This is a genomic window from Staphylococcus sp. HGB0015 (assembly GCF_000411275.1).
Taxonomy (GTDB): Bacteria; Bacillota; Bacilli; order Staphylococcales; family Staphylococcaceae; genus Staphylococcus; species Staphylococcus schleiferi.
This window is the reverse complement of the sequence record NZ_KE150417.1, coordinates 1,233,891-1,254,027: the sequence shown is the minus strand read 5'-3', so window position 1 is coordinate 1,254,027 and position 20,137 is coordinate 1,233,891. Positions and strand designations below refer to the sequence as shown.

General features: G+C 31.9%; 15 protein-coding genes and 2 pseudogenes. 16 read left to right on the top strand and 1 reads right to left on the bottom strand.

Features of this window, described 5'->3' with window-relative positions; translation table 11 throughout:
• Positions 1–590 precede the first annotated feature (590 nt).
• The 4 genes and pseudogenes from HMPREF1208_RS11810 (at position 591) to HMPREF1208_RS05795 (ending at position 4,538) form a co-directional block, all read left to right on the top strand.
• Positions 591–695 carry a putative holin-like toxin gene (locus HMPREF1208_RS11810; RefSeq protein ID WP_016425433.1) on the top strand — a complete coding sequence of 35 codons (105 nt, stop codon included), beginning with the start codon at positions 591–593 and terminating at the stop codon, positions 693–695.
• Between the two features lie 813 nt (positions 696–1,508).
• Positions 1,509–2,174 (top strand): annotated as a pseudogene (locus HMPREF1208_RS05805) (transposase family protein); the annotation flags it as partial.
• A 171-nt stretch (positions 2,175–2,345) separates the two neighbouring features.
• On the top strand, positions 2,346–2,888 hold the full coding sequence (locus HMPREF1208_RS05800) for a hypothetical protein (protein WP_016425431.1): 543 nt from the start codon (positions 2,346–2,348) through the stop codon (positions 2,886–2,888).
• Positions 2,889–3,338: 450 nt separating this feature from the next.
• Entirely contained in the window at positions 3,339–4,538 is a 1,200-nt protein-coding gene (locus HMPREF1208_RS05795; RefSeq protein ID WP_281182775.1) for an IS110 family transposase, read from the top strand.
• A 74-nt stretch (positions 4,539–4,612) separates the two neighbouring features.
• Here HMPREF1208_RS05795 and HMPREF1208_RS11805 read toward each other — a convergent pair.
• Positions 4,613–6,017: pseudogene (locus tag HMPREF1208_RS11805) on the bottom strand (transposase).
• 712 nt (positions 6,018–6,729) lie between these two features.
• Between HMPREF1208_RS11805 and HMPREF1208_RS05780 the strand changes: the two are divergent.
• The 12 genes from HMPREF1208_RS05780 to HMPREF1208_RS05730 form a co-directional block, all read left to right on the top strand.
• Positions 6,730–7,671 carry a beta-channel forming cytolysin gene (locus HMPREF1208_RS05780; RefSeq protein WP_016425429.1) on the top strand — a complete coding sequence of 314 codons (942 nt, stop codon included), beginning with the start codon at positions 6,730–6,732 and terminating at the stop codon, positions 7,669–7,671.
• Between the two features lie 2 nt (positions 7,672–7,673).
• On the top strand, positions 7,674–8,651 hold the full coding sequence (locus tag HMPREF1208_RS05775) for a beta-channel forming cytolysin (protein ID WP_016425428.1): 978 nt from the start codon (positions 7,674–7,676) through the stop codon (positions 8,649–8,651).
• 945 nt (positions 8,652–9,596) lie between these two features.
• The gene (locus tag HMPREF1208_RS05770; protein ID WP_016425427.1) at positions 9,597–10,532 is read left to right on the top strand and encodes a beta-channel forming cytolysin; all 936 of its coding nucleotides are present in this window, start codon (positions 9,597–9,599) and stop codon (positions 10,530–10,532) included.
• An 8-nt stretch (positions 10,533–10,540) separates the two neighbouring features.
• On the top strand, positions 10,541–11,518 hold the full coding sequence (locus HMPREF1208_RS05765; RefSeq protein ID WP_016425426.1) for a beta-channel forming cytolysin: 978 nt from the start codon (positions 10,541–10,543) through the stop codon (positions 11,516–11,518).
• Between the two features lie 356 nt (positions 11,519–11,874).
• Positions 11,875–12,012 (top strand): beta-class phenol-soluble modulin, encoded by a 138-nt coding sequence (locus tag HMPREF1208_RS05760; protein ID WP_016425425.1) that lies wholly within the window; start codon positions 11,875–11,877, stop codon positions 12,010–12,012.
• A 307-nt stretch (positions 12,013–12,319) separates the two neighbouring features.
• Positions 12,320–13,384, top strand: coding sequence for an L-ascorbate 6-phosphate lactonase (gene ulaG, locus HMPREF1208_RS05755; protein ID WP_016425424.1), 1,065 nt, complete (start codon positions 12,320–12,322; stop codon positions 13,382–13,384).
• A 27-nt stretch (positions 13,385–13,411) separates the two neighbouring features.
• Positions 13,412–13,564, top strand: coding sequence for a PTS transporter subunit IIC (locus HMPREF1208_RS12050; RefSeq protein WP_228446232.1), 153 nt, complete (start codon positions 13,412–13,414; stop codon positions 13,562–13,564).
• A gap of 397 nt (positions 13,565–13,961) precedes the next feature.
• The gene (locus HMPREF1208_RS05750) at positions 13,962–15,467 is read left to right on the top strand and encodes a coagulase domain-containing protein (protein ID WP_016425423.1); all 1,506 of its coding nucleotides are present in this window, start codon (positions 13,962–13,964) and stop codon (positions 15,465–15,467) included.
• 199 nt (positions 15,468–15,666) lie between these two features.
• Positions 15,667–16,365 (top strand): exotoxin beta-grasp domain-containing protein, encoded by a 699-nt coding sequence (locus tag HMPREF1208_RS05745; RefSeq protein WP_016425422.1) that lies wholly within the window; start codon positions 15,667–15,669, stop codon positions 16,363–16,365.
• A 226-nt stretch (positions 16,366–16,591) separates the two neighbouring features.
• Entirely contained in the window at positions 16,592–18,013 is a 1,422-nt protein-coding gene (locus tag HMPREF1208_RS05740; RefSeq protein WP_016425421.1) for a pyridoxal phosphate-dependent decarboxylase family protein, read from the top strand.
• A gap of 242 nt (positions 18,014–18,255) precedes the next feature.
• Positions 18,256–19,581: an Ig-like domain-containing protein gene (locus tag HMPREF1208_RS05735; protein WP_016425420.1), complete on the top strand. Its 1,326-nt coding sequence runs from the start codon at positions 18,256–18,258 to the stop codon at positions 19,579–19,581.
• A 147-nt stretch (positions 19,582–19,728) separates the two neighbouring features.
• Positions 19,729–20,137 (top strand): SdrD B-like domain-containing protein (locus HMPREF1208_RS05730; RefSeq protein WP_016425419.1); only part of this gene is annotated, 409 nt, incomplete at its 3' end.

The following is a 20,137-nucleotide window of genomic DNA, read 5'->3' as shown; positions in this document are numbered from 1 at the left end:
TAAAGGGAGGGGGTGTTATAGCTGAAGCGTATTGAGAGAAAGAAACGAGAACGAGATGAAAAAACTGTAAAAGCTAGTTTATTACTTTTGTATCTAAACATAGCTCATACAGTTTTAGAAACTATAAGTTTATTAACTTGTTCTCACACATATGGAATCCCCCCCTATGTGTCCTTTCTTCATTATATCAAAGGAGGGTTAAAATGGAAAGTGATTCAAAAAAAGTATTAGTTATAATGGTAATATTAACTATTATCAATGTTATTTTGGCTTTTTTACTGGTAGCCAGTGGATTTAGTAATAGAGTATTAGTTTGTTATTGACTTACTGAGCGCATTATCAATCAATTATTTCACTTGCATAAGTGTAAACGAACAGTATTCATATCAGTAGTTATCTTGTGCCAGCTCTCAAGAGTGCTTTTTGCTAATCATGTAAATACTAATATAAATTTAATATACCTAGACAAAATGTTGGTGTCACTATAAAATGAGGTGGTGAGAAAGTTAGATAGATGGTGGCTATCTTAGTATAAAGTGAGGTGATGCCTATGAGTGCATCAACAAAATCTTTAGAAAGGAGAAGCCTTAATGATTAGTATTGCAGATACACTAATGATTATGTTAGGGTTCGGTTCATTTACCGTAGCGCTCATACATTTAGTGGTCTCAATCAATAATAAATCCAAAAAATAACCATCACTAGCTTTGGAGAGCATGATGGTTATTTTATAACTTAAATTTATCCACCGTCTTTTTAACGGTCTCGCTAAGGTAATACACTTCATGTGTGTTGCCTTTTATATTTATAAATTAACATATACGCTTCATTTTGTCTAATACATTGGATTAATCAATTAAAACAGCTTTCTACAACAAACATTCTGGTGCATTAATATCTATCTATGTATGTAAAAGTAATTTTCGATGCACGAGAGCGATAATCTCAGCGTGGGTGTTAAAAAATAGAAATAAAAAAGACTCTACATCCGTAAAGAGCCGAAGAAGTTTAAACTACTTTTTCGGTGTTTTTTTATTTTAAGGGTCAAAACCTAGTCGTATCAAGGGTTTGGCGCCAATATATGAAATACATAGAGAACTAAATTTAACTATACTGAACTTAGTTTTTAAAATTTTTGGTCACAATGTGGCTGAATAAAGGTGCCAAAAACACAAATTTAGTCACAAATATTTAAAAGTGAATTTTAAGTTAAAGAAAAAGGCTGATAAAATGCCTTGAGTATGGTGATTGTGATTTCAAAACATCTATAGAAAAATAAAGCGCAATGTGACTAATAATTCATACTAAATAGTGGTTAGACCAGTAATCAACTAGCTCTTGCTCTTCACTAGGGCGCCAAAAAAGTTTATCTTACTTTTTTGGGTTGTATATTTTTAACGGTTGGCGAAATATTCACTGACCGTTATTTTAATTTTTGATATTAAAAAAGCACAAATATCTCTATAATTGTAAGTGACTAAACAAACCATTAAGGAGATATTGTGCCTATGTATAATGATATATCAGAAATGCTTGGAATTAAAGTCAAAAATTTAAAAATCACTCAAAATCTAGGATTACATGTACATAAAAACGTAAAGGCATTATTATACGAAGGCCAATTGACATATCATCCCAGTGCTTGTGCGTGTTGTGGAATTAAAAATGATGCCCATTTAATTATTAAACACGGTTTTCGTAAAACGAAAGTTTATATGGGATTAATTTTTGAAAGACCTGCCTATTTAAAATTGAAGAAACAGCGCTTTTACTGTAAAGCTTGTCAACAAACCTTTACAGCTCAAACACCTTATATTCAACCCCGATGTACCATCTCAAATGAGGTCAAACGCATGATGACCCGGAAACTATCTAAAGTCATCTCTGAAAAGGATGTCGCTGAAAGTCTATGTGTATCACCTTCAACTGTCCATCGCCATTTAAAAGAGGTAAGTGATTCGGTGAAGACGCAGGCACATCATGTTTTAGCTGAGCACTTAGCTTTTGACGAATTCAAATCAACGGAAGATGTCGAAGGTGCGATGAGCTTTATTTACTGTGATAGTGTAACCCATGATATCATCGATATTTTACCTGATCGTCGCAAACATAAATTAGAAGACTGTTTTTTAAAGTTCTCTAGAAAGCAACGTGAAAGAGTGAAAACCATCTCTAATGTCGGCATAGCGTGAGCTATTAAGCCGACGATTCGACAAGTTTTGGGTTTGTTAAGGGTTCAGAGGCTCAACGTCAATAAGGCCATTGGAATAAAGCAACGGTATGATATATTATATATTGGGATGTTTATTAAGGGAGGTTTAAATTCTGAATAAGGTGTTTTAACAATGTATAAAAATATAAGAAAGATTGCTACTTCTACTATTGCGATTTCTCTTTTAATGGGACCTGTATATTTTACGGTAGAATCAGGTAAAGCTAATGCTGAAACTGTTAAAGTAGTTGATGAAGAAATGAAACAAAGAGAAAAAATCGGAAATGCTTTGATAGAAAGTATTGAAGAGAATAAAACTTCTTTTAAAGATCCTAATGAAGCTGAGATTTTAAAATCTAAAGCGAAGCAATATAGAGATGGAGTTGCAGAAAGAGGAAAAGCAACGATAGCTGCTAAAGCTGGGGCTAAATCTATTAAAGCTGTAGTTAATAAAGTTGGACAAAAAGCTTGGGATAACATAGTTAAGCAAGTAGAAAAGAGAACTGGTACTCAATTAGTTGTTCTTCATTATCAATCTATAAATAAATTTTGTGATTATTTGACTGGATTTGAAGGGAAATTATTTGATGGTATAACTGAATATTTAGTACAAAATGGATTTAATCGTCAAATAGCAGGGGTTATAGCAAGAGTATTTATTGGAGTGGTTCTGTAATTATGAATAAGAAAAGAAAGATATATTTAGTTTTGCTTATAGTTACAGCTCTTGCCTTTTTTATTTTGCCTCAAATAACAGGGAACTATAATATCATAACTAAATCATTTGGTATTATTCCTTTTGTTTTCTTTGTTTTGTTTATATTTAGTTCCGATAAGAAAAATTGATGAAAGGAAACATTAAGGATTTAATTCAAACATACTAAGATTAGCTGTGAAGAAATTTATGACGATAGATTTCTTCACAGCTATTTTTTATAGTTGTAGAGAGAAGTAGATCGAGTAGACTCTTGGATCTTTGAATCCGCAATTTAAACTGATCAGCTTTACTCTCCTTTTGAAATTCGTTTGAAGTATGTTGGGTTCTTGAAACCGTGTATAGGAAAATGAGATGAAAAAGGCTAAGTAAAGTTCAAAGCTTCTCAATTCTTTAAAGGAGGCTATATTTATCAATTACTTAGGTGTTGATATTAGTAAAAGAAGTAGTGTCGTAGCTCATTATCATAACGATCAATTTCAAAGAGAATTTACCATTCAAAATAATAAAAATGGTTATAATTATTTATTAAAGTATTTGAATGATTTAGACCACCTACAAATCATTTTTGAATCTACTGGTATTTATTCAAGAGGTATGACTCGATTTTGTCGCGTAAATCAAATTAATTATATTGAGATGAACCCGTTAGAAGCTAAATTCAGAACAAGTTCTTTAAGATCATGGAAAACCGATCAAGCTGATGCACATAAACTTGCGCTTTTGGCATTCAATATGAAGGACGCTAAAATTCAACGTCATACTGAAGAAATATATTTTGAGCTTAGAGAACGTGCAAGATTTCATTTAGAAATGGAAAATGATCAAAATAAACTAAAGGTAGAATTAGTTGAAGTGCTTCATCAAACATTTCCAGGCTTAGAAAAGTTATTTAAAAATAGGTACTCTAAGATTGCTTTAAATATAGCTAAAGTATTTCCTCATCCCAATTGTGTTTTCGCATTAACACATGACGAATTAACTCATACCATACTTAATTCAACAGCTAAAGGCATGTCCATTAAAAAAGCTCAAAAGTATACGAATGATTTGATTTCAATAGCACAAAATAGCTTCCCTACAGTTAAACAATCTTCATTTCTCGTAGAGAAATTAAGACATCTATGTGATAAATTACTTAAATCTATGCATGAAAAAGATTTGTTTGATAAAGAGATGATTAAATTAGCTAAGACAACTGATGCGTTTGAAAATATAGTTTCTATTCCTGGGTTAGGAGAATTAACCACTGCTTTACTGATTGGAGAGCTTGGAGATATAACACATTTTGAAACAAACAAACAACTCAATGCGTATGTCGGAATTGATATAAAACGTTATCAATCAGGTAATTCTATGAGCAGAGATACAATTAATAAAAGAGGTAATAAGAAAGCTAGACGTTTATTGTTTCTAATCATCATGAATATCATTAGAGGACGAAATCGTTATAAAAATCATGTTGCAGACTATTACTACAAATTAAGAAAGCAGCCAAATGAGAAACCTCATAAGACTGCAGTCATAGCTAGTGTGAATCGTTTGTTAAAAACCATTCATTATCTTATTACTAACAATCAATTATATGATTATCAAAAAGCACCACACTAATGTAACCATATAATCATATACATCATAACACCTTATTCAAAAAAATTAAATTGAACGGGCTAATTTAGTAATGCTTATTTTAAACATAAAGACTTGACTAATCGTAGGAGAGAGTCTGGGACAAAATTGTCTCAGTAATCGATGAAATCCGAGGTTTTCGTAAAAAACGAAAAATCTCGGATTTTTTCCTTTTATCATCAGTTTAGCCGCACTAGATGCGACTAATTTCCTTAGATTTAATGCCATGAGGACAAAGCCAAACTCTCGTTTGACCTTATTTATCTTCCGCACGGACATTCGATTGAACCCCAAAATAGCTTTCATAAATCCTAAAACGGGTTCTACATCAATTTTTCTTTGATTGTAGATTTTTGTGTTTCTGGTTTAGAAAGCTTTTGATTACTTTGAGCTTTGAAGTACTCCCAATTACAATTTCTCATGATTTTTTTATTTGCTTTTGAATTAGATTTCATACACTGATTTCGAAATGGACAAGCTGAACAGTCATCACATTCATATAATTTAAAATCTCTTTTAAATTCATAACGGTTATGTCGATAAGCATACCTTTTAAATCCTAGACGTTTATGATTGGGACAAATAAACTCATCGTTAATTTCCGCATATGGCCAGTTTTGTGTGTTGAATATGTCACCTTTGATCGTCTTTCATTCTCATAAACGTGGCATCATGATCCGTTTTAGAATAACTATTGCGTTCTTTAAGAATCGACTTTTGATATCAATATTTCGCTTTACGTTGTGAATAATCATCCATTTTCTTTTTATGCTTTTTTATGACTGTTCTAGCTTTCCGTCTCATTTTCCTTGTTTCTACATTTTCAGTTTTATCAATTTCTTGTGTTAAACTTTCGATTTCTTTATCTAAGTATGTGCCAATTAAATGAATGTCTTATTGAGTTAAATCATTATCATTCTCTTCTTTAATTTGGGGAATAATTTGTTCTTTAACTAATGTATGATACAACGCCTTTGAGTCTTCATTCATTTTAGCTTCATGATTTTGGATACTTTTCTTCCACACAAATGTATAGCGATTTGCGTTAGCTTCTACTTTAGTCCCGTCAATAAATAGGGCTTTGTCATCGATTAAATGATGTTTGAGACATTGATGGTGGAATTGAATGAATAGCGAAGCTAATAGCGCGTCAATTTTAGGATTGACTCTGAAACGGTTGATAGTTTTATAGGAAGGTGTTTGACGTTGAGAAAGCCACATCATGCGAAGACTATCATGAAGTAATCTTTCGATCTTACGTCCAGAGAAAACAGATTGTGTGTAGGCATACAGAATGATTTTTAACATCATTTTAGGATGGTAAGCAGTCGCACCACGATGGTGTTTGAATCCCTCGAATTCAATATCTGGTATTGATTCAACGATATCATTGACATGTTGGGATAAATCATTATCAGGAATTAAAATAGATGTTTCTATTGGTAGAGTTAATTGAGACATATTATAATCTTTTTACATAAGGCACCTCATTAATTTAGTTTTTGTTGTGATGAATTAAATTATACGAAAGTGCCTTAATTTTTTAAGTATAATGGTGAATGATTACATATATAAGCGAAGTATTTATAGCGAGACTCCTGAGGGAACAGGACGAGCCGAAGACTACAGGCTGAGGCTGTCCCCTCGGAAAGCGAGCCTATATAATACGAAGCATGATAATAAATAGCTCGAAGACGATTTTTATCAAAATCATCTTCGAGCTATTTATTTTGGTATTTATGTCCCAGGCTCGTTTTTTAATTTATTAAAGCCAGACATATCAAAGTTTAGATACTTATTCGCAGCATTCTTATTAAACTCATGTGAGTGAATACTTTGCTATTTTTATTTAAAGGAATCGGCTATTTAGTCAAAATGTATAAATATCAATATAAGGAATTAATAGTCAAAATAGTATTTGAAGAAAGATAAGGTCATACTCAATTTGTGAATAAGCTATCAAATAACTATTTAAATATAATAGAAAGTAATGAAGTTGTGTCTGACTTTTTTATCATAATCATTGTTATAATAAGCCTTTGTTAACTATATTTTGTAAAACTTTTTGGTTAATTATTTTTTTAAAATATTTAAGGATAAGTTAAGAAATATTAGTATAAAATAATGATAATATAAAAATGTAATCAAAAATTATAGAAAAGAGGCAAGGGCAATGAAGAAAAATAGACTTTTAAAAAGTGTAGCAGCTTTTAGTTTAATTGCATCATTTATTGTCGCTGAACAACAAGACGTTTTTGCAGCAAATGATTTTGAAGACATTGGAGACAATGCACAAGTCATTAAAAGGACACAAGATATTAGTAGTAAAAGATGGGGTGTAACACAAAATATTCAGTTTGATTTTATAAAAGACCCTAAATATGATAAGGATGCTTTAATTATTAAAACGCAAGGATACATAAAACCCCGTACAACCTATCAAAGAAATTTCCAATATAAAAGTGTCTTTCAAATGTATTGGCCGTTCCAATATAATGTTTCAATAAAACTGGCTGATAAGAATACAAATATTATTAATTACTTACCAAAAAATAAAACGGATTCTGTAGATGTTAAAGAAACATTAGGATACACAGTTGGTGGTACATTTAAGCCAGATCCATTTATAAACATCAACGGATCTTCCAACTACACAAAAACAATTAGTTATAATCAATCAAACTATGTCAGTGAAGTAGAGCAACAAAACTCTAAAAATGTCGCTTGGGGTGTTAAGGCAAACGAATTTTATAGAGATGGAAAAAGAGTTTCTGCTTATGATGACTATTTATTCTTTGGTGGCAACACATATCATGATTCACCAAGAGACTATTTTGTACCGGATAATCAATTACCACCATTAGTATTAAGTGGATTTAATCCTTCTTTCCTAACAACAGTGTCACATGATAAGAATTCGAGTGAAACTTCAGAAATAGAAATTTCACTTGGTAGAAATATGGATATTACAAATGTTTGGAGACATATACCAGATCCTTATTCAAATTACTTAGTTGCTAAAAGAACACATAACGCATTTGTGAATCGTAATTTCACAGTCAAATATGAAGTGAATTGGAAAACACATGAAATTAAAGTGAAAGGTAAAAATTAATTATGAAAATAAATAAAATGATTAAAACAACAATCCTTACATCAACAGCATTTCTATTACTTACAAGCCATGCATTTGCAGAAGAAGCGATTCAACCTGTTAAGGTGGAAAAAGTTAACGACAAAACAACAATTTATAAAACAACAGCCACTGCTGACTCTGATAAATACAAAATATCTCAAATATTAAATTTAAACTTTATTAAAGATAAAACTTACGATAAAGATACACTCATCGTTAAAGCTACTGGTAATATTAATTCTGGATTCCAAAAGGCAGATCCCAATGATTATTATTCATCTCACTTGCTTTGGGGTGGACAATATAATGTCGCATTAACTGCGGAAAATAATGACTCAACATCAATTGTTGATTATGCACCTAAAAATCAAAATGAAAATTTTCAAGTTCAACAAATATTAAGCTATGGTGGGGGAGGAGATATTAATATTTCTAACAAACTCTCTGGCGGTTTGAATGGAAAATATACTTTCTCAGAAACTATTAATTATAAGCAAGAGAATTATAGAACAATTATTAATAGAAAAACGAATGATAAACATGTGGGATGGGGAGTAGAAGCCCATAAAATTATGAATAATGGCTGGGGCCCTTATAGCCGTGATGCTGATGATAATGGTGGTAGATTTGGAAATGAATTATTCATGAAGTCAAGAACTCAAAGTGGTAATGCAGGTCTAAACTTTATCCCAGAACATCAAATGCCATTATTATCACGTGGAAACTTCAACCCAGAATTTTTAGGTGTTTTAACGCATAAAGAAGACGATAAACAGAAAACAAAATTAAAAGTTACATATCAAGCCGAAACAGATTTGTATAAAATTTATTGGGATGGATTTTTCTGGGCAGGCCAAAATCAAAAAAGATTTGGAATAAGAACATTTAGTGCTGTATACGAAATTGATTGGCAAAATCATAGTGCTAAATTAGTAGAGGAAGTTTCAAAACCTTATTAAGACGTTATATTTAATGATGAGTTCAATCGAAAAGATTTAATAAAAGCACTTTCGTATAATTTGTTTAACTATAAATTATAACGAGAGTGCTTTTATATTTGAATGAAATCAATCCATTTGTTTTATTATTGAAGTATTAAAAGCTTATAGACAATAAAATTTAGAAAATTGAGGCACCTGTACATAAATAAGTTGATCTACTAATAAAAGTATTTTCGGTCTTGAAGTTTCAAAATTGTAAGCTGTGCAGACGCAGTTTTTTATATATACTTTAAATGTTGGTATTGATTATTTGTGGTTTAAATTTATAATGTAAGAAACTTATTCGTTATTTTTTCTTTGGAGGTGTGATTTATATGGTTAAAGCAATACATTTCGTTAATGTGATGAATTATTTATAGGCATATTTATATATGTGATATTTACTAAAAATTTAGATGACTGATTGTTATTTTTCGGCGGGACGTCTTTAGCACTTGGAATCTTTTCGGCATGGAATATGAATTCATTAGATAAGCAGTTAAATAAAACGGGATTAATTTGGTTTGTTATAAATATGATTAATATAGTAGTGCTCATACCTTTAATCATTTTTATAATATTTTTTGGTATAGGTTTTTTAACAAATCGATGACATTGCAACATAAGAAGTTACCTGTGCCGTGAAGTCTAATTAGGAAATACGCTACCATCGATATCTAGAAGATTGCTATCTAGCGATAATACTTGGTTGATGTGTGATTTAAGCTACTGTACGCCAGTGGCTTTTTTATTTGAAATCAGATGAAATGGTTGATTCAAAAGGGAATTCGAATTTAGATTTTATAAAACTTTTGATTCAATTACTATTTATAAATATTTAATATAGAGTTAAGAAATATTTTTGGACTTTAGTGATAAGATAAGATTGAAATAAAAAATATTTTTAGAAACGAGGCTAAGACAATGAAGAAGAGTAGACTTTTAAAAAGTGTGGCAATTTTTAGTCTAATGGCATCTTTTATTGTCGCACAACAGCACGAAGTTTTAGCGGCAAGTGCTTACCAAGATATTGGTGACAATGCACAAGTGATTAAAAGAACTAAAGATATTAGCAGTCACAAATGGGGAGTAACTCAAAATATTCAATTCGATTTTATTAAAGACCCAAAATATAATAAAGATGCTTTGATTGTGAAAACACAGGGTTTTGTTAAATCTAGAACGCGATACCAAAGAAATCGTCAACTTCCATATATTGCGCAAATGCTTTGGCCATTTCAATATAATGTAGCGCTTAAAGTGGATGATCAAAATGCGAGTATTATCAACTTTTTACCTAAAAATAGAACGGATTCTATTGATGTAAAAGAAACACTCGGCTATACCATCGGTGGTTCATTTAAAACGGATTCATCATTGAATATTAATGGATCATCCAATTACACAAAAACAATTAGTTATAATCAATCCAGTTATGTTAGTGAAGTAGCAAATCAAAATTCAAAAAATGTGGCGTGGGCAGTTAAAGCAAATGAATTTAATATAGATGGTACAAAAGTGTCAGCTTATGATAAATTTCTCTTTTTCGGTGGGAATTCTATACGCAATAAAGCCAGAGATTTCTTTGTATCTGACAGCGAACTACCGCCATTAGTATTAAGCGGTTTTAATCCAGCATTTTTAACAACGATTTCGCATGATCCAAATACAAGCGAAACATCTCAAATTGAAATTTCATTAGGCAGAAATTTAGATGTCACAAGTATATGGAGACAGATACCAGATTCACATGCAAGCTATATCGATGCGAGTCGTGCACACAATGCGTTTACAAACCGTAATTTTATAGTAAAATATGAGATTAATTGGAAAACGCATGAAATTAAAGTGAAAGGGTAGGAGCAATTATGAAAATAAATCATCTGATTAAAACAACCATTCTCACTTCAGCCACATTCTTATTACTTTCAGCTCAAGCCTTAGCAGCACAAGAGGTTTCATCAGTAAAAGCTTCAGCGGCTGATGGCAATACGACGATTTTTAAAACGACAGCTACTGCAGATGCAGATCGCTTCAAAATTTCACAAATATTGGATTTTAACTTTATTGAGGATAAAAATTACAATAAAGAAACTTTAATTCTGAAAGCTACAGGAACGATCAATTCAGGCTATATCAAACCCAATCCTAATGACTATAACAGCTCAGTATTACCATGGGCAGGCAAATACAACGTAACTTTAAGTGCTTTAAAAGGTGATTCAACGACACTTGTGGATTATGCACCAAAAAATGAGACAGATCAATTTCAAGTTCAGAAAACACTCAGCTATGGCGGTGGAGGGGATATTAATGTCTCTAATAATCCAACAGGAAGTTTGAATGGCAAATATTCTTTTTCAGAAACGATTAGTTATAAGCAAAAGAATTATCGGACATATATTAATCAAGGAACGGATTATAAACAAGTGAGCTGGGGTGTAGAAGCGAATAAATTCATGAATAATGGTTGGGGTCCTTATGGTAGAGATGCTGAAGACAATGGGGGCACCTATGGTAATGAGTTGTTTTTAGCTAAAAGAAATAGTAATGCGAATGCAGGTCAAAACTTTATTCCTGAATACCAAATCCCATTGTTGGCGCGTGGCAACTTTAATCCTGAATTTTTAGGTGTATTTTCACATAAAAACAATGATCAGAAAAAAACACGTCTCAAAGTGACCTACCAGCGTGAAACAGATTTTTATGAAATCTTATGGAATGGTTTCTTTTGGAAAGGCGAAAACTATAAAAATTACGATCCAAAAACTTTCACAACAATATATGAGGTTGACTGGCAAAATCACACGGCTAAATCGATAAAGTCATGGACAGATGGTAAATAAAGGGTTGTATCGAGATTTTTATAAGAGTGTGATAGCATAGAATAGGGATTTATTGAAATCATCATCATATAGGGCACGTAGCGTTTGAATCGAGAAAAGCATATCCAAAAGGATGTACTTAACTCTTGCGCTACTGCCTTTTTTATTTGATTGGCTTTAAAAGCATACAAAACACATCTGTTTAATTTAAATATATAACTAAATTTAGTTTCATTAAACACTTAGGCATGCTTAACTGTATTTTGTAACATTAAATTTAACACTTAGGCATAAAAACGATGTAATTAAGAAATGAATATAAAAATATCTAAAATGTAATATAAAATATAAATAGAAACATAAAGGAGGTGCAGACAATGGAAGAATTATTCAAATCTATTACTGATATTGTGACTTCTGCAATTGGACAAGATTGGACAAGCATGGGCGTTGCGATTGTGGGTACAGTACAACATGGCGTAGAATTAGTAGGTAAACTTTTAGGTCTTGGCTAAATTAAACGATTACATAGCAATTGGGTAATGGGATGAACCATTTCTTGATTGCTATTTTTTATGAAAAAATGACTATTAGAATGATGACGATACATATCAATTTAACTTCAAAATTTTTGAATTACTGATTGAAAGTTATCCGTGTGACGGGTATAGCGAAATAGTTTTTTATCAAACTGATCTTACTTAAAACAAGTCCAATAATGTACAAAATTTTTGTACACATATTGGACTTTTGCTTTATACATATTGCGTTTAAACTGATACAAAAGTGAGCGCTTACATTTATATAAAGGAGGAGTTATTCATGAGTCATGTCACTGAAATTACGAAAGAAAAATGGATAATGAACACGTTTCCTGAATGGGGAACCTGGCTTAACGAAGAGATTGAAAGTGAAATCGTTGAAAAGGGAACATTTGCGATGTGGTGGCTAGGTTGTACCGGAATATGGCTTAAAACATATGAAGATACGAATATTTTATGTGATTTATGGTGTGGAACTGGAAAGCGTACGAAAAAAGTTCAAAAGATGAAACAGGGTCACCAAATGCAACGAATGAGCGGTTGCCAAAATTTACAACCTAACTTAAGGGTTCAACCTTTTGTCATCGATCCTTTTGAAATAAGAACAGCGGATGCACTTGTTGTGACACATATTCATTCAGATCATCTCGATATCCATACAGCGGCTGCTATATTACAAAATAGTCGTCATGATGTGCCATTTATTGGGCCTAAAGAAGTGGTGAATATTTGGAAATCATGGGGCGTACCCGAGGAACGTTGTATCGTAGTCAAACCTGGCGATACCGTGCAAGTCAAAAGTGTTGAAATTCAAGTGTTAGAAGCATTTGATAGAACGGCTTTAGTTACAGCGGATCCTTCAATTACTTTAAAAGATAAAATGCCAGTAGATATGGATCAGATTGCAGTTAATTATCTATTTAAAACTTCTGGTGGTACTTTGTATCATGCAGGTGACTCACATTATTCTAACGCTTTTGCAAAGCATGGAAATGAAAATGATGTGAATGTCGTGATAGGGGCTTATGGTGAAAATCCACGTGGGATTACAGACAAAGTGACATCTGTAGATATGCTGAGAATGGCAGAAAGCTTAAAAGCGGATGTTGTGATTCCTGTTCATCACGATATTTGGTCTAATTTCCAAGCAGATCCTAAAGAATTATTACTGTTATGGGAAAGTAAGAAAAATCGGTTAAAGTACAATTTTAAACCTTATATTTGGCAAGTAGGAGGTAAATTTGTATTTCCAAAAGATAAAGATGATTTTGAATACCATTATCCTAGAGGTTTTGATGATGTATTTTCAACGGATAATGATTTACCTTTTCCTTCGTTTCTATAACTAGTGCATGCGCGAGGAGGGAAAGACATGCAAATATTTATAAATGGCTTTACGTGGTTTAGTAACAACATTTTGTCTAAACCAGAATTTTTCATTGGTATTATAGTCTTTATTGGGTATGCTTTGCTGAAAAAGAAATTTTACGAATGCTTTGCAGGATTTATTAAAGCAACAGCATAAAGCCATCAATTATATCATCGTTTTAATCAGTCATTCACAATTCAACACATTTCCAATATTGATGGAAATAGATGAATACTTTAAACAAAAAAAGATGGATACCTTTATATTGGGTCAATAATTTTTAGTAAAGAAATATTAAGTATATAAGATATTAAAAATTGAGTTAAGAATTAAAGTAAGTGATTCAATGAATGATGTGACATGAAACAAAGTTTTGCACACTATTTCTTAATCAATTGTTAAACGCTTTAAGAATTGTTAAAAATTAATTAATTCCGATTTAATTTCTCTTATTTTTAAACCAGTATATAATCAAAACTCGCAAATTAATTAATTGGGAGATTAAAAAATAATTTGCGGTTATAAATATATTCATATTAAGGGAGATTAATTAATGAAAAAGAAGTTACTTGTTTTATCTGCGAGTGCAGTTCTCGCTTCACACTTTTTAGTAGGAGGCGAAGCTTTTGCGATAGTTTCCGGGGAGAAAAATCCGTATCAATCTAAAGCTTTATCAATAATGGAGCCTAGTAGTACGCTATCCTATACCTCAAAGCAATACAAAGAGAACTTAGAAGATTTTATACATTCAATAACAATTAGTGGTTATGAAAAATATGACGAACCAGAATACGCCCAAGCAGTAAAAAAATATAAACAACGCTTTATGGCTGAAATGGAAGCTATGAATTTCTTTTTAAAAGAAGAAAAGCAGATAGAAAAAAGTAAAAAAGATCGTAAAGCTTTAGCAAGCAGCACTTATGGTTTGACTTATCAACGATATATATCTATTTATAATGATTTAAAGAAAAATAAAAGCGATTTTGATCGTGAAATTGAGGACATAGAAAATAAAAATAAAGATTTAAAGAGCTTTAATAGAAAAGATCAATATGATGCAAATATTAAAATAAACGAATTAGAGAATAAAATTTTAATGTTGGGACAAGCCTTTTCAAAGACTGAAGATGTACAAAGTTTGTATACAAGACTTGACTTGATAGTTGGTTATAAAACAAAAGAACGTGAATGGAGAAAACCAATAAATAAGAGGATGTTAGATCAAAAAGTTGAAGACTTAGAAACTATTATTGATGAATTTTTTGAAGAAATTGGTTTAGCTCGTCCCAAAGACATACCAGTATTAACTGAAACAAATAAAAATGATGAAAACTTAAAAAATAAACTTAGAGAAGATGCTAAAAAAGCTAAAGACGATGAAAGATTAAGACATCCAAGAGCGTTGAAACAGAAAAATACTGATGTACAAGCTCAATCTAGCCAAACAAAAGCTGTACAACCATCATTTAATTTTATGGAAATTGAAGTGCCTCAAACAGTAAAGCCACAACCTCCAGTTTTTACTGAGACAACAGTACATACACCAATGGTTGCTGCGCCACAAATAAAACATGAAACAAAATTTGAAGTGATTCAAGGCCGTAATTTTAAATCTTTAGCTACTGTTAACGGTGAAAAAACAAGTGATAAAGTGGAAGCACAAATGGACAATGCACAGGTAAAAACTGAAAAAGTAGCAGCACCAGTTTCACAACAAGAGAATTCAAAAACATCTCAATCTGAGGAGCCGAAACAAGCAACTGTTGAAACGGAAACTGTCACTGAAAGTCATGTAATTGACATTGACGAATCTACTACTTTCCAAAAATCAGGCTACTTGTATGGTTTAAGTCAAAGTGATACGTCTGGTTACACAGATAGAGAAAAACGTGCAATTAAACGTAATCATGTAAGAGAAGCGGAAGCGTTAGTAAATCAATATGTTGACACACATCGTTATCAAGACAGAATTGCTGCACAACAAAAAGTAAATACATTAAGTGAAGCACACCAAAATCGTTTTAATAAAATGATCAATAAAGCGTATAATGGTCAATAAAATATAATATAAAATAATCAAGAAAACCCTTATTTTAAGTTGCAAAACTAAAATAGGGGTTTAACTTATTAAATTGTTAGAACATAAGTTAATAATTATTTAAAAAATGGTTAATACTAAAATTCCTAGTATCTCTATATAATTAAAAAGTCTTAAATGACACACTTTAGATGACAGCATACGAAGGAGAAGAAACATCATGAAAAAATCCACAATTATAAAAGTCAGCTTGGCTGTAGGTATCTTAACAACAGGTGTTGGTATACAAAGTCATGCGGCAACATTCGCTAGTGATGGGAGTATTCAAATCAATAAAGAAGCACAAGATTTAAAATCATATTATTCTCAACCAGGTTTTGAATATTACAATGTTTCAGGTTATACAACTAATAAAAAATTAGAAGTTATAACGCCACAAAGTGTACTTTTAACAATTACATTAGACGGTAATGATATTAAAAAATATCAAGATGAAGAGAAACAATATAAGGGCTTAGATGTTTTTGTTGTGCAAGAGGGTACTGATAAAAGTGCTGAAATTAAATCTATAGGAGGTATTACTGAGACTAACCAAAAAGTATATCGTGATTATGTAAAAAGACCTAATATTGTTGTAAATCAAAAAAATAGTGATTTTATTTCTTCATCAAACATCAATGATTTTTCTATAAATAAAGAAGAAGTGTCTTTAAAAGAATTAGACTTTAAACTTCGTAAAAAGCTTATTGATAATTACGGCCTATATGAAAATGGCTTAAATGACGGTAAAATTGTCATAAAATTAGGCGATGATGATAAAGACAAAATGACTATAGAGTTAAACAAAAAATTACAACAACACCGTATGAGCGACACGGTAGATGTAAGAAAAATCCAACAAATTACTATAGATCTATAAAACTTAATAGTTCTATTACATATAGATGAAAAAGAAGAGGCAAAGCAACATTTATTTTGCCTCTTCTTTTTGCTTTTTTACGACTGGCTCTTTAAGATTTTTAGTGTTATATTACCCATTGAAGTAGATTTCTATAGGAATGTTATGAATTAACACATTTTTTATATTGTATCGTTATTTTCATAATTAGTGATTAACTTTTATGGATGAACTTGGGGGGATTTATATGAATGATGAACAAAATCAAATGCATAAAATTCAAGAGGAAGAAATTTTAAAGTTAACCAATCAATTTGTGAATAAGATTTTCAAGCATTATAATCAAGGCGATTTTAATGCGAAAAGAGGGTTTTTGAATCGCCAAGAGATTCGTAAACCTTTTAATTTATCCTCGATTCAATCTCAAGGCCGACCAATCGAAGAAGTTATGAAAGAAGAAATCGATGCATTAGAGTTGGATGCGAATTTAAGACACCCTAGATATTATGGTTTTATCCCGGGACCAGCTGAGTATGTATCGTGGTTAGGAGATATGATTGCGACATCTTATAATTCTCACGTGGGTGGTTGGCATTTAGCGCCTGGGGCAAGTGCAATGGAAAAAGAGGTAATTCATTGGGCGATTCAGCAAGTAGGTTTAAAAGGTGAGCATGCGGGAGGCATTCTTGAATCAGGTGGAACGATGGCTGGTTTTACAGCACTGGCTGCCGCAAGAGATGCTAAAGTTTCCGTTAATGATATTTCTAAAGCGACTGTATATATGACGCGACAAACACATACTGCCAATCATAAGGCATTACATTTATTAGGGATACCCAAAGAAAATTGGCGTTACGTTGATACAGAGAGTTTTCAGATGCAAAGTGACGATTTAGAACGACAAATACAGGCTGATCAAGAAAAAGGTTTAATCCCGATTATTGTCATTGGAACATGTGGAACGACCAATACAGGTGCTATAGATCCGTTAGATCAAATCGCCAGAATTTGCGAAAAATATCAATTGTGGTTTCATGTTGATGGTGCATATGGTGCATCAGTCGTGCTTTCAAATCAACGTCATTTAGCGAAAGGCATTGAAAAAGCAGATTCGATTGTATGGGATGGACATAAGTGGTTATACCAAATCTATGGTATTGCGTTTTGTCTTGTAAAAGATATCCGATATTTGCTAAATACATATCGTGCTGGAGGAGAATATCTACAAGACGTAGAGTCAACAACAGATAAACCGGATTGGTGGGATATGGGGCCTGAGTTAACAAGACCTGCACGGGGACCTCGATTGTGGATGACATTGCAAACGTTTGGAACTGAAAAAATATCCGCAATGATCAACCAATCTATGAAATATGCAGAATGGTTTGAAGCACAAGTGAAACAATCTAAACGTTTAGAACTTGTAACAGCCGCGAGTCTTGGCATTGTTACATTTAAAGTAAAAGCTGAACAACGAGAGGAATCTGAGAGAAAAAATATATTGTTGTCAGAAACGCTAAGAAAATACAATATTGCAGGTATATTTACGACAATGTTAAATGATGAGAATGTTTTAAGAATCTGTACAATTAGTCCAGAAGAAAGTTTAGAAGATTTTAAAGACATGTATCAAAGTATTGAAAACACAATGGATAAATTAGGAATGTAGCAAAGTAAAACTGATAAGCTTTACTGTTAAAGATTAAAAATGCGAAATATATGCTGAATTTTTATTTCTAAATTAATTCTTAAAAATATAACACGAACCAAATAAACACACCTTAAATTATTGCAAATATAAACTTTTTATTAACTATTTCAAATAATATTGTCTTTCGAATCATCACGTTATACAATTGCGCTTAGTGTAATCGGAAATATTGCGCAAAAAGAACGAGATGGAGAGAAAAAGTGAATAATCAACAAAAATTTGGAATTAGAAAATATAAATTTGGGGCAGCATCAATATTATTAGGGACAATGTTTATCGTTGGTATTGGTCAAGATAATGAAGCAGAGGCATCAGAAGAAACGAAGCCCGCTGTAGCAGTTGAAACTGGGAAGTCAACTGCAGAATCAACACCACAATCCACTGACGCAAATAAAGCAACTGAGAATAACGAACTAGCGCAATTCGCTCTTCAAAGTGAGGAAAATGGAGACTCAACAAAAGAAGAAGTCATACCTCAAGCTGTTTCAGCACAGCCAGTTGAAACTAAAAATGAAGAAGCAGTAACATTAAGTAATAAAAAGAAAGAAAATGTCCAAGCTGAATCGCAAAAGTCACAAGTCGCACCTGTCAAAAATGAAGAAAAAATAGAAGCACAAGCAAATCCAGAGCTGTTAACTGACAACAAGCAAGAGGCAGATCAAAGTAAAGTAGCAAAAAACATTTCAACAGAACTTCAAAATGTGAAAATTGATTTAACAAATGTTAATAGCACACAAGCTATCAATCCACAAAAAGCGGAAAGATTAAACTTAAAATTAAATGCGAAATTACCTGAAAATACAAGAAGTGGAGATTTCTTCGAAGTAGAACTGTCAGATAACATTAACACAAATGGTATATCTGTTGATAAAAAAGCAGCAAATATTTTATTAGAAGGTCAATCTGACGTATTAGCACAAAGTGAAGTAGCAGGTAATAAGATTAAATATACGTTTACTGACATTGTAAATAATAAATCAAATGTGAATGTTAACCTTGAGTTGCCTTTATTTATTGATACAAGTAAAGTTTTAAATAATGGAAACATCAATGTAAAAGCAGAAGTTGGAAGCCTTAAATCCGAGAAAAACTTGGCTGTAAATTATTTAAACCCAGTCACAGCTACAAATATTTCTAGCTTAAAAGGTGCTTTTATTACTTTAGATAAAGCCAATCATAAATTTAAACATATCACATACATTAATCCTCTTTCAAAATCATACAATTTACAAAAAGTCACTTTCATAAATGATAAAAATAGTGGGATTGATTTTGGTAAACAAAGCTTGAAAATATATGAAATAACTAATGGCTCAAAACCAAATCAAAGTATGCATAATCATCTTGAATCATTGAATAATGTAACTTCAAATTTCAAAATTGCTTCAAATCAGGATCGATTAGAAATCATACCACTTACAGATAGCAGAGTGGAAAGACCTTTAATTGCCGTTTTAGAAGGAGAATTTGATGGCAACCGAGATATCAGTTTAAAAGTGACGCAAAATTCAATTGAAAATTATTGATACAATAATAGATATCCTGTAACTTTAAACTGGATTGATGGCATTCAACTTCATTCTGGTAAAGGTCATGGAAATGGTGAAAATATCCCTGTTCCACCTGTAGCACCTGTACCACCACAACCTGAAATCATCATAGAAGGCGGAAATGTGATTAATACAGTTGAAGATTCTATTCCAAACGATGTTATTCACGGTAAGAATACAGGTGTGGATACTGAAACTGAAGAACATGGTGATTTAATCTACCTTGAATCAGAACTTCCAAAAGAAATCGAACGTGGGCAACAGATCGGCATTCTGTCATTTGAAGAAGATACAGTTGAACCAACCTATACAATTGGAGATTTTGTATGGGAAGATGGCGACCACAATGGTGTACAAAATGAAGGTGAAAAAGGGTTAGCGAATGTCACGGTAACATTGAAAAATGAACAAGGTGAAGTCGTGGCAGAAACGCAAAATGATGCGCAAGGTCACTACCAGTTCACGAATGTTAAAAAAGGTAAATACGAAGTGGTATTTACAACGCCAGAAGGCTACGAAGCAACAAGTAAAC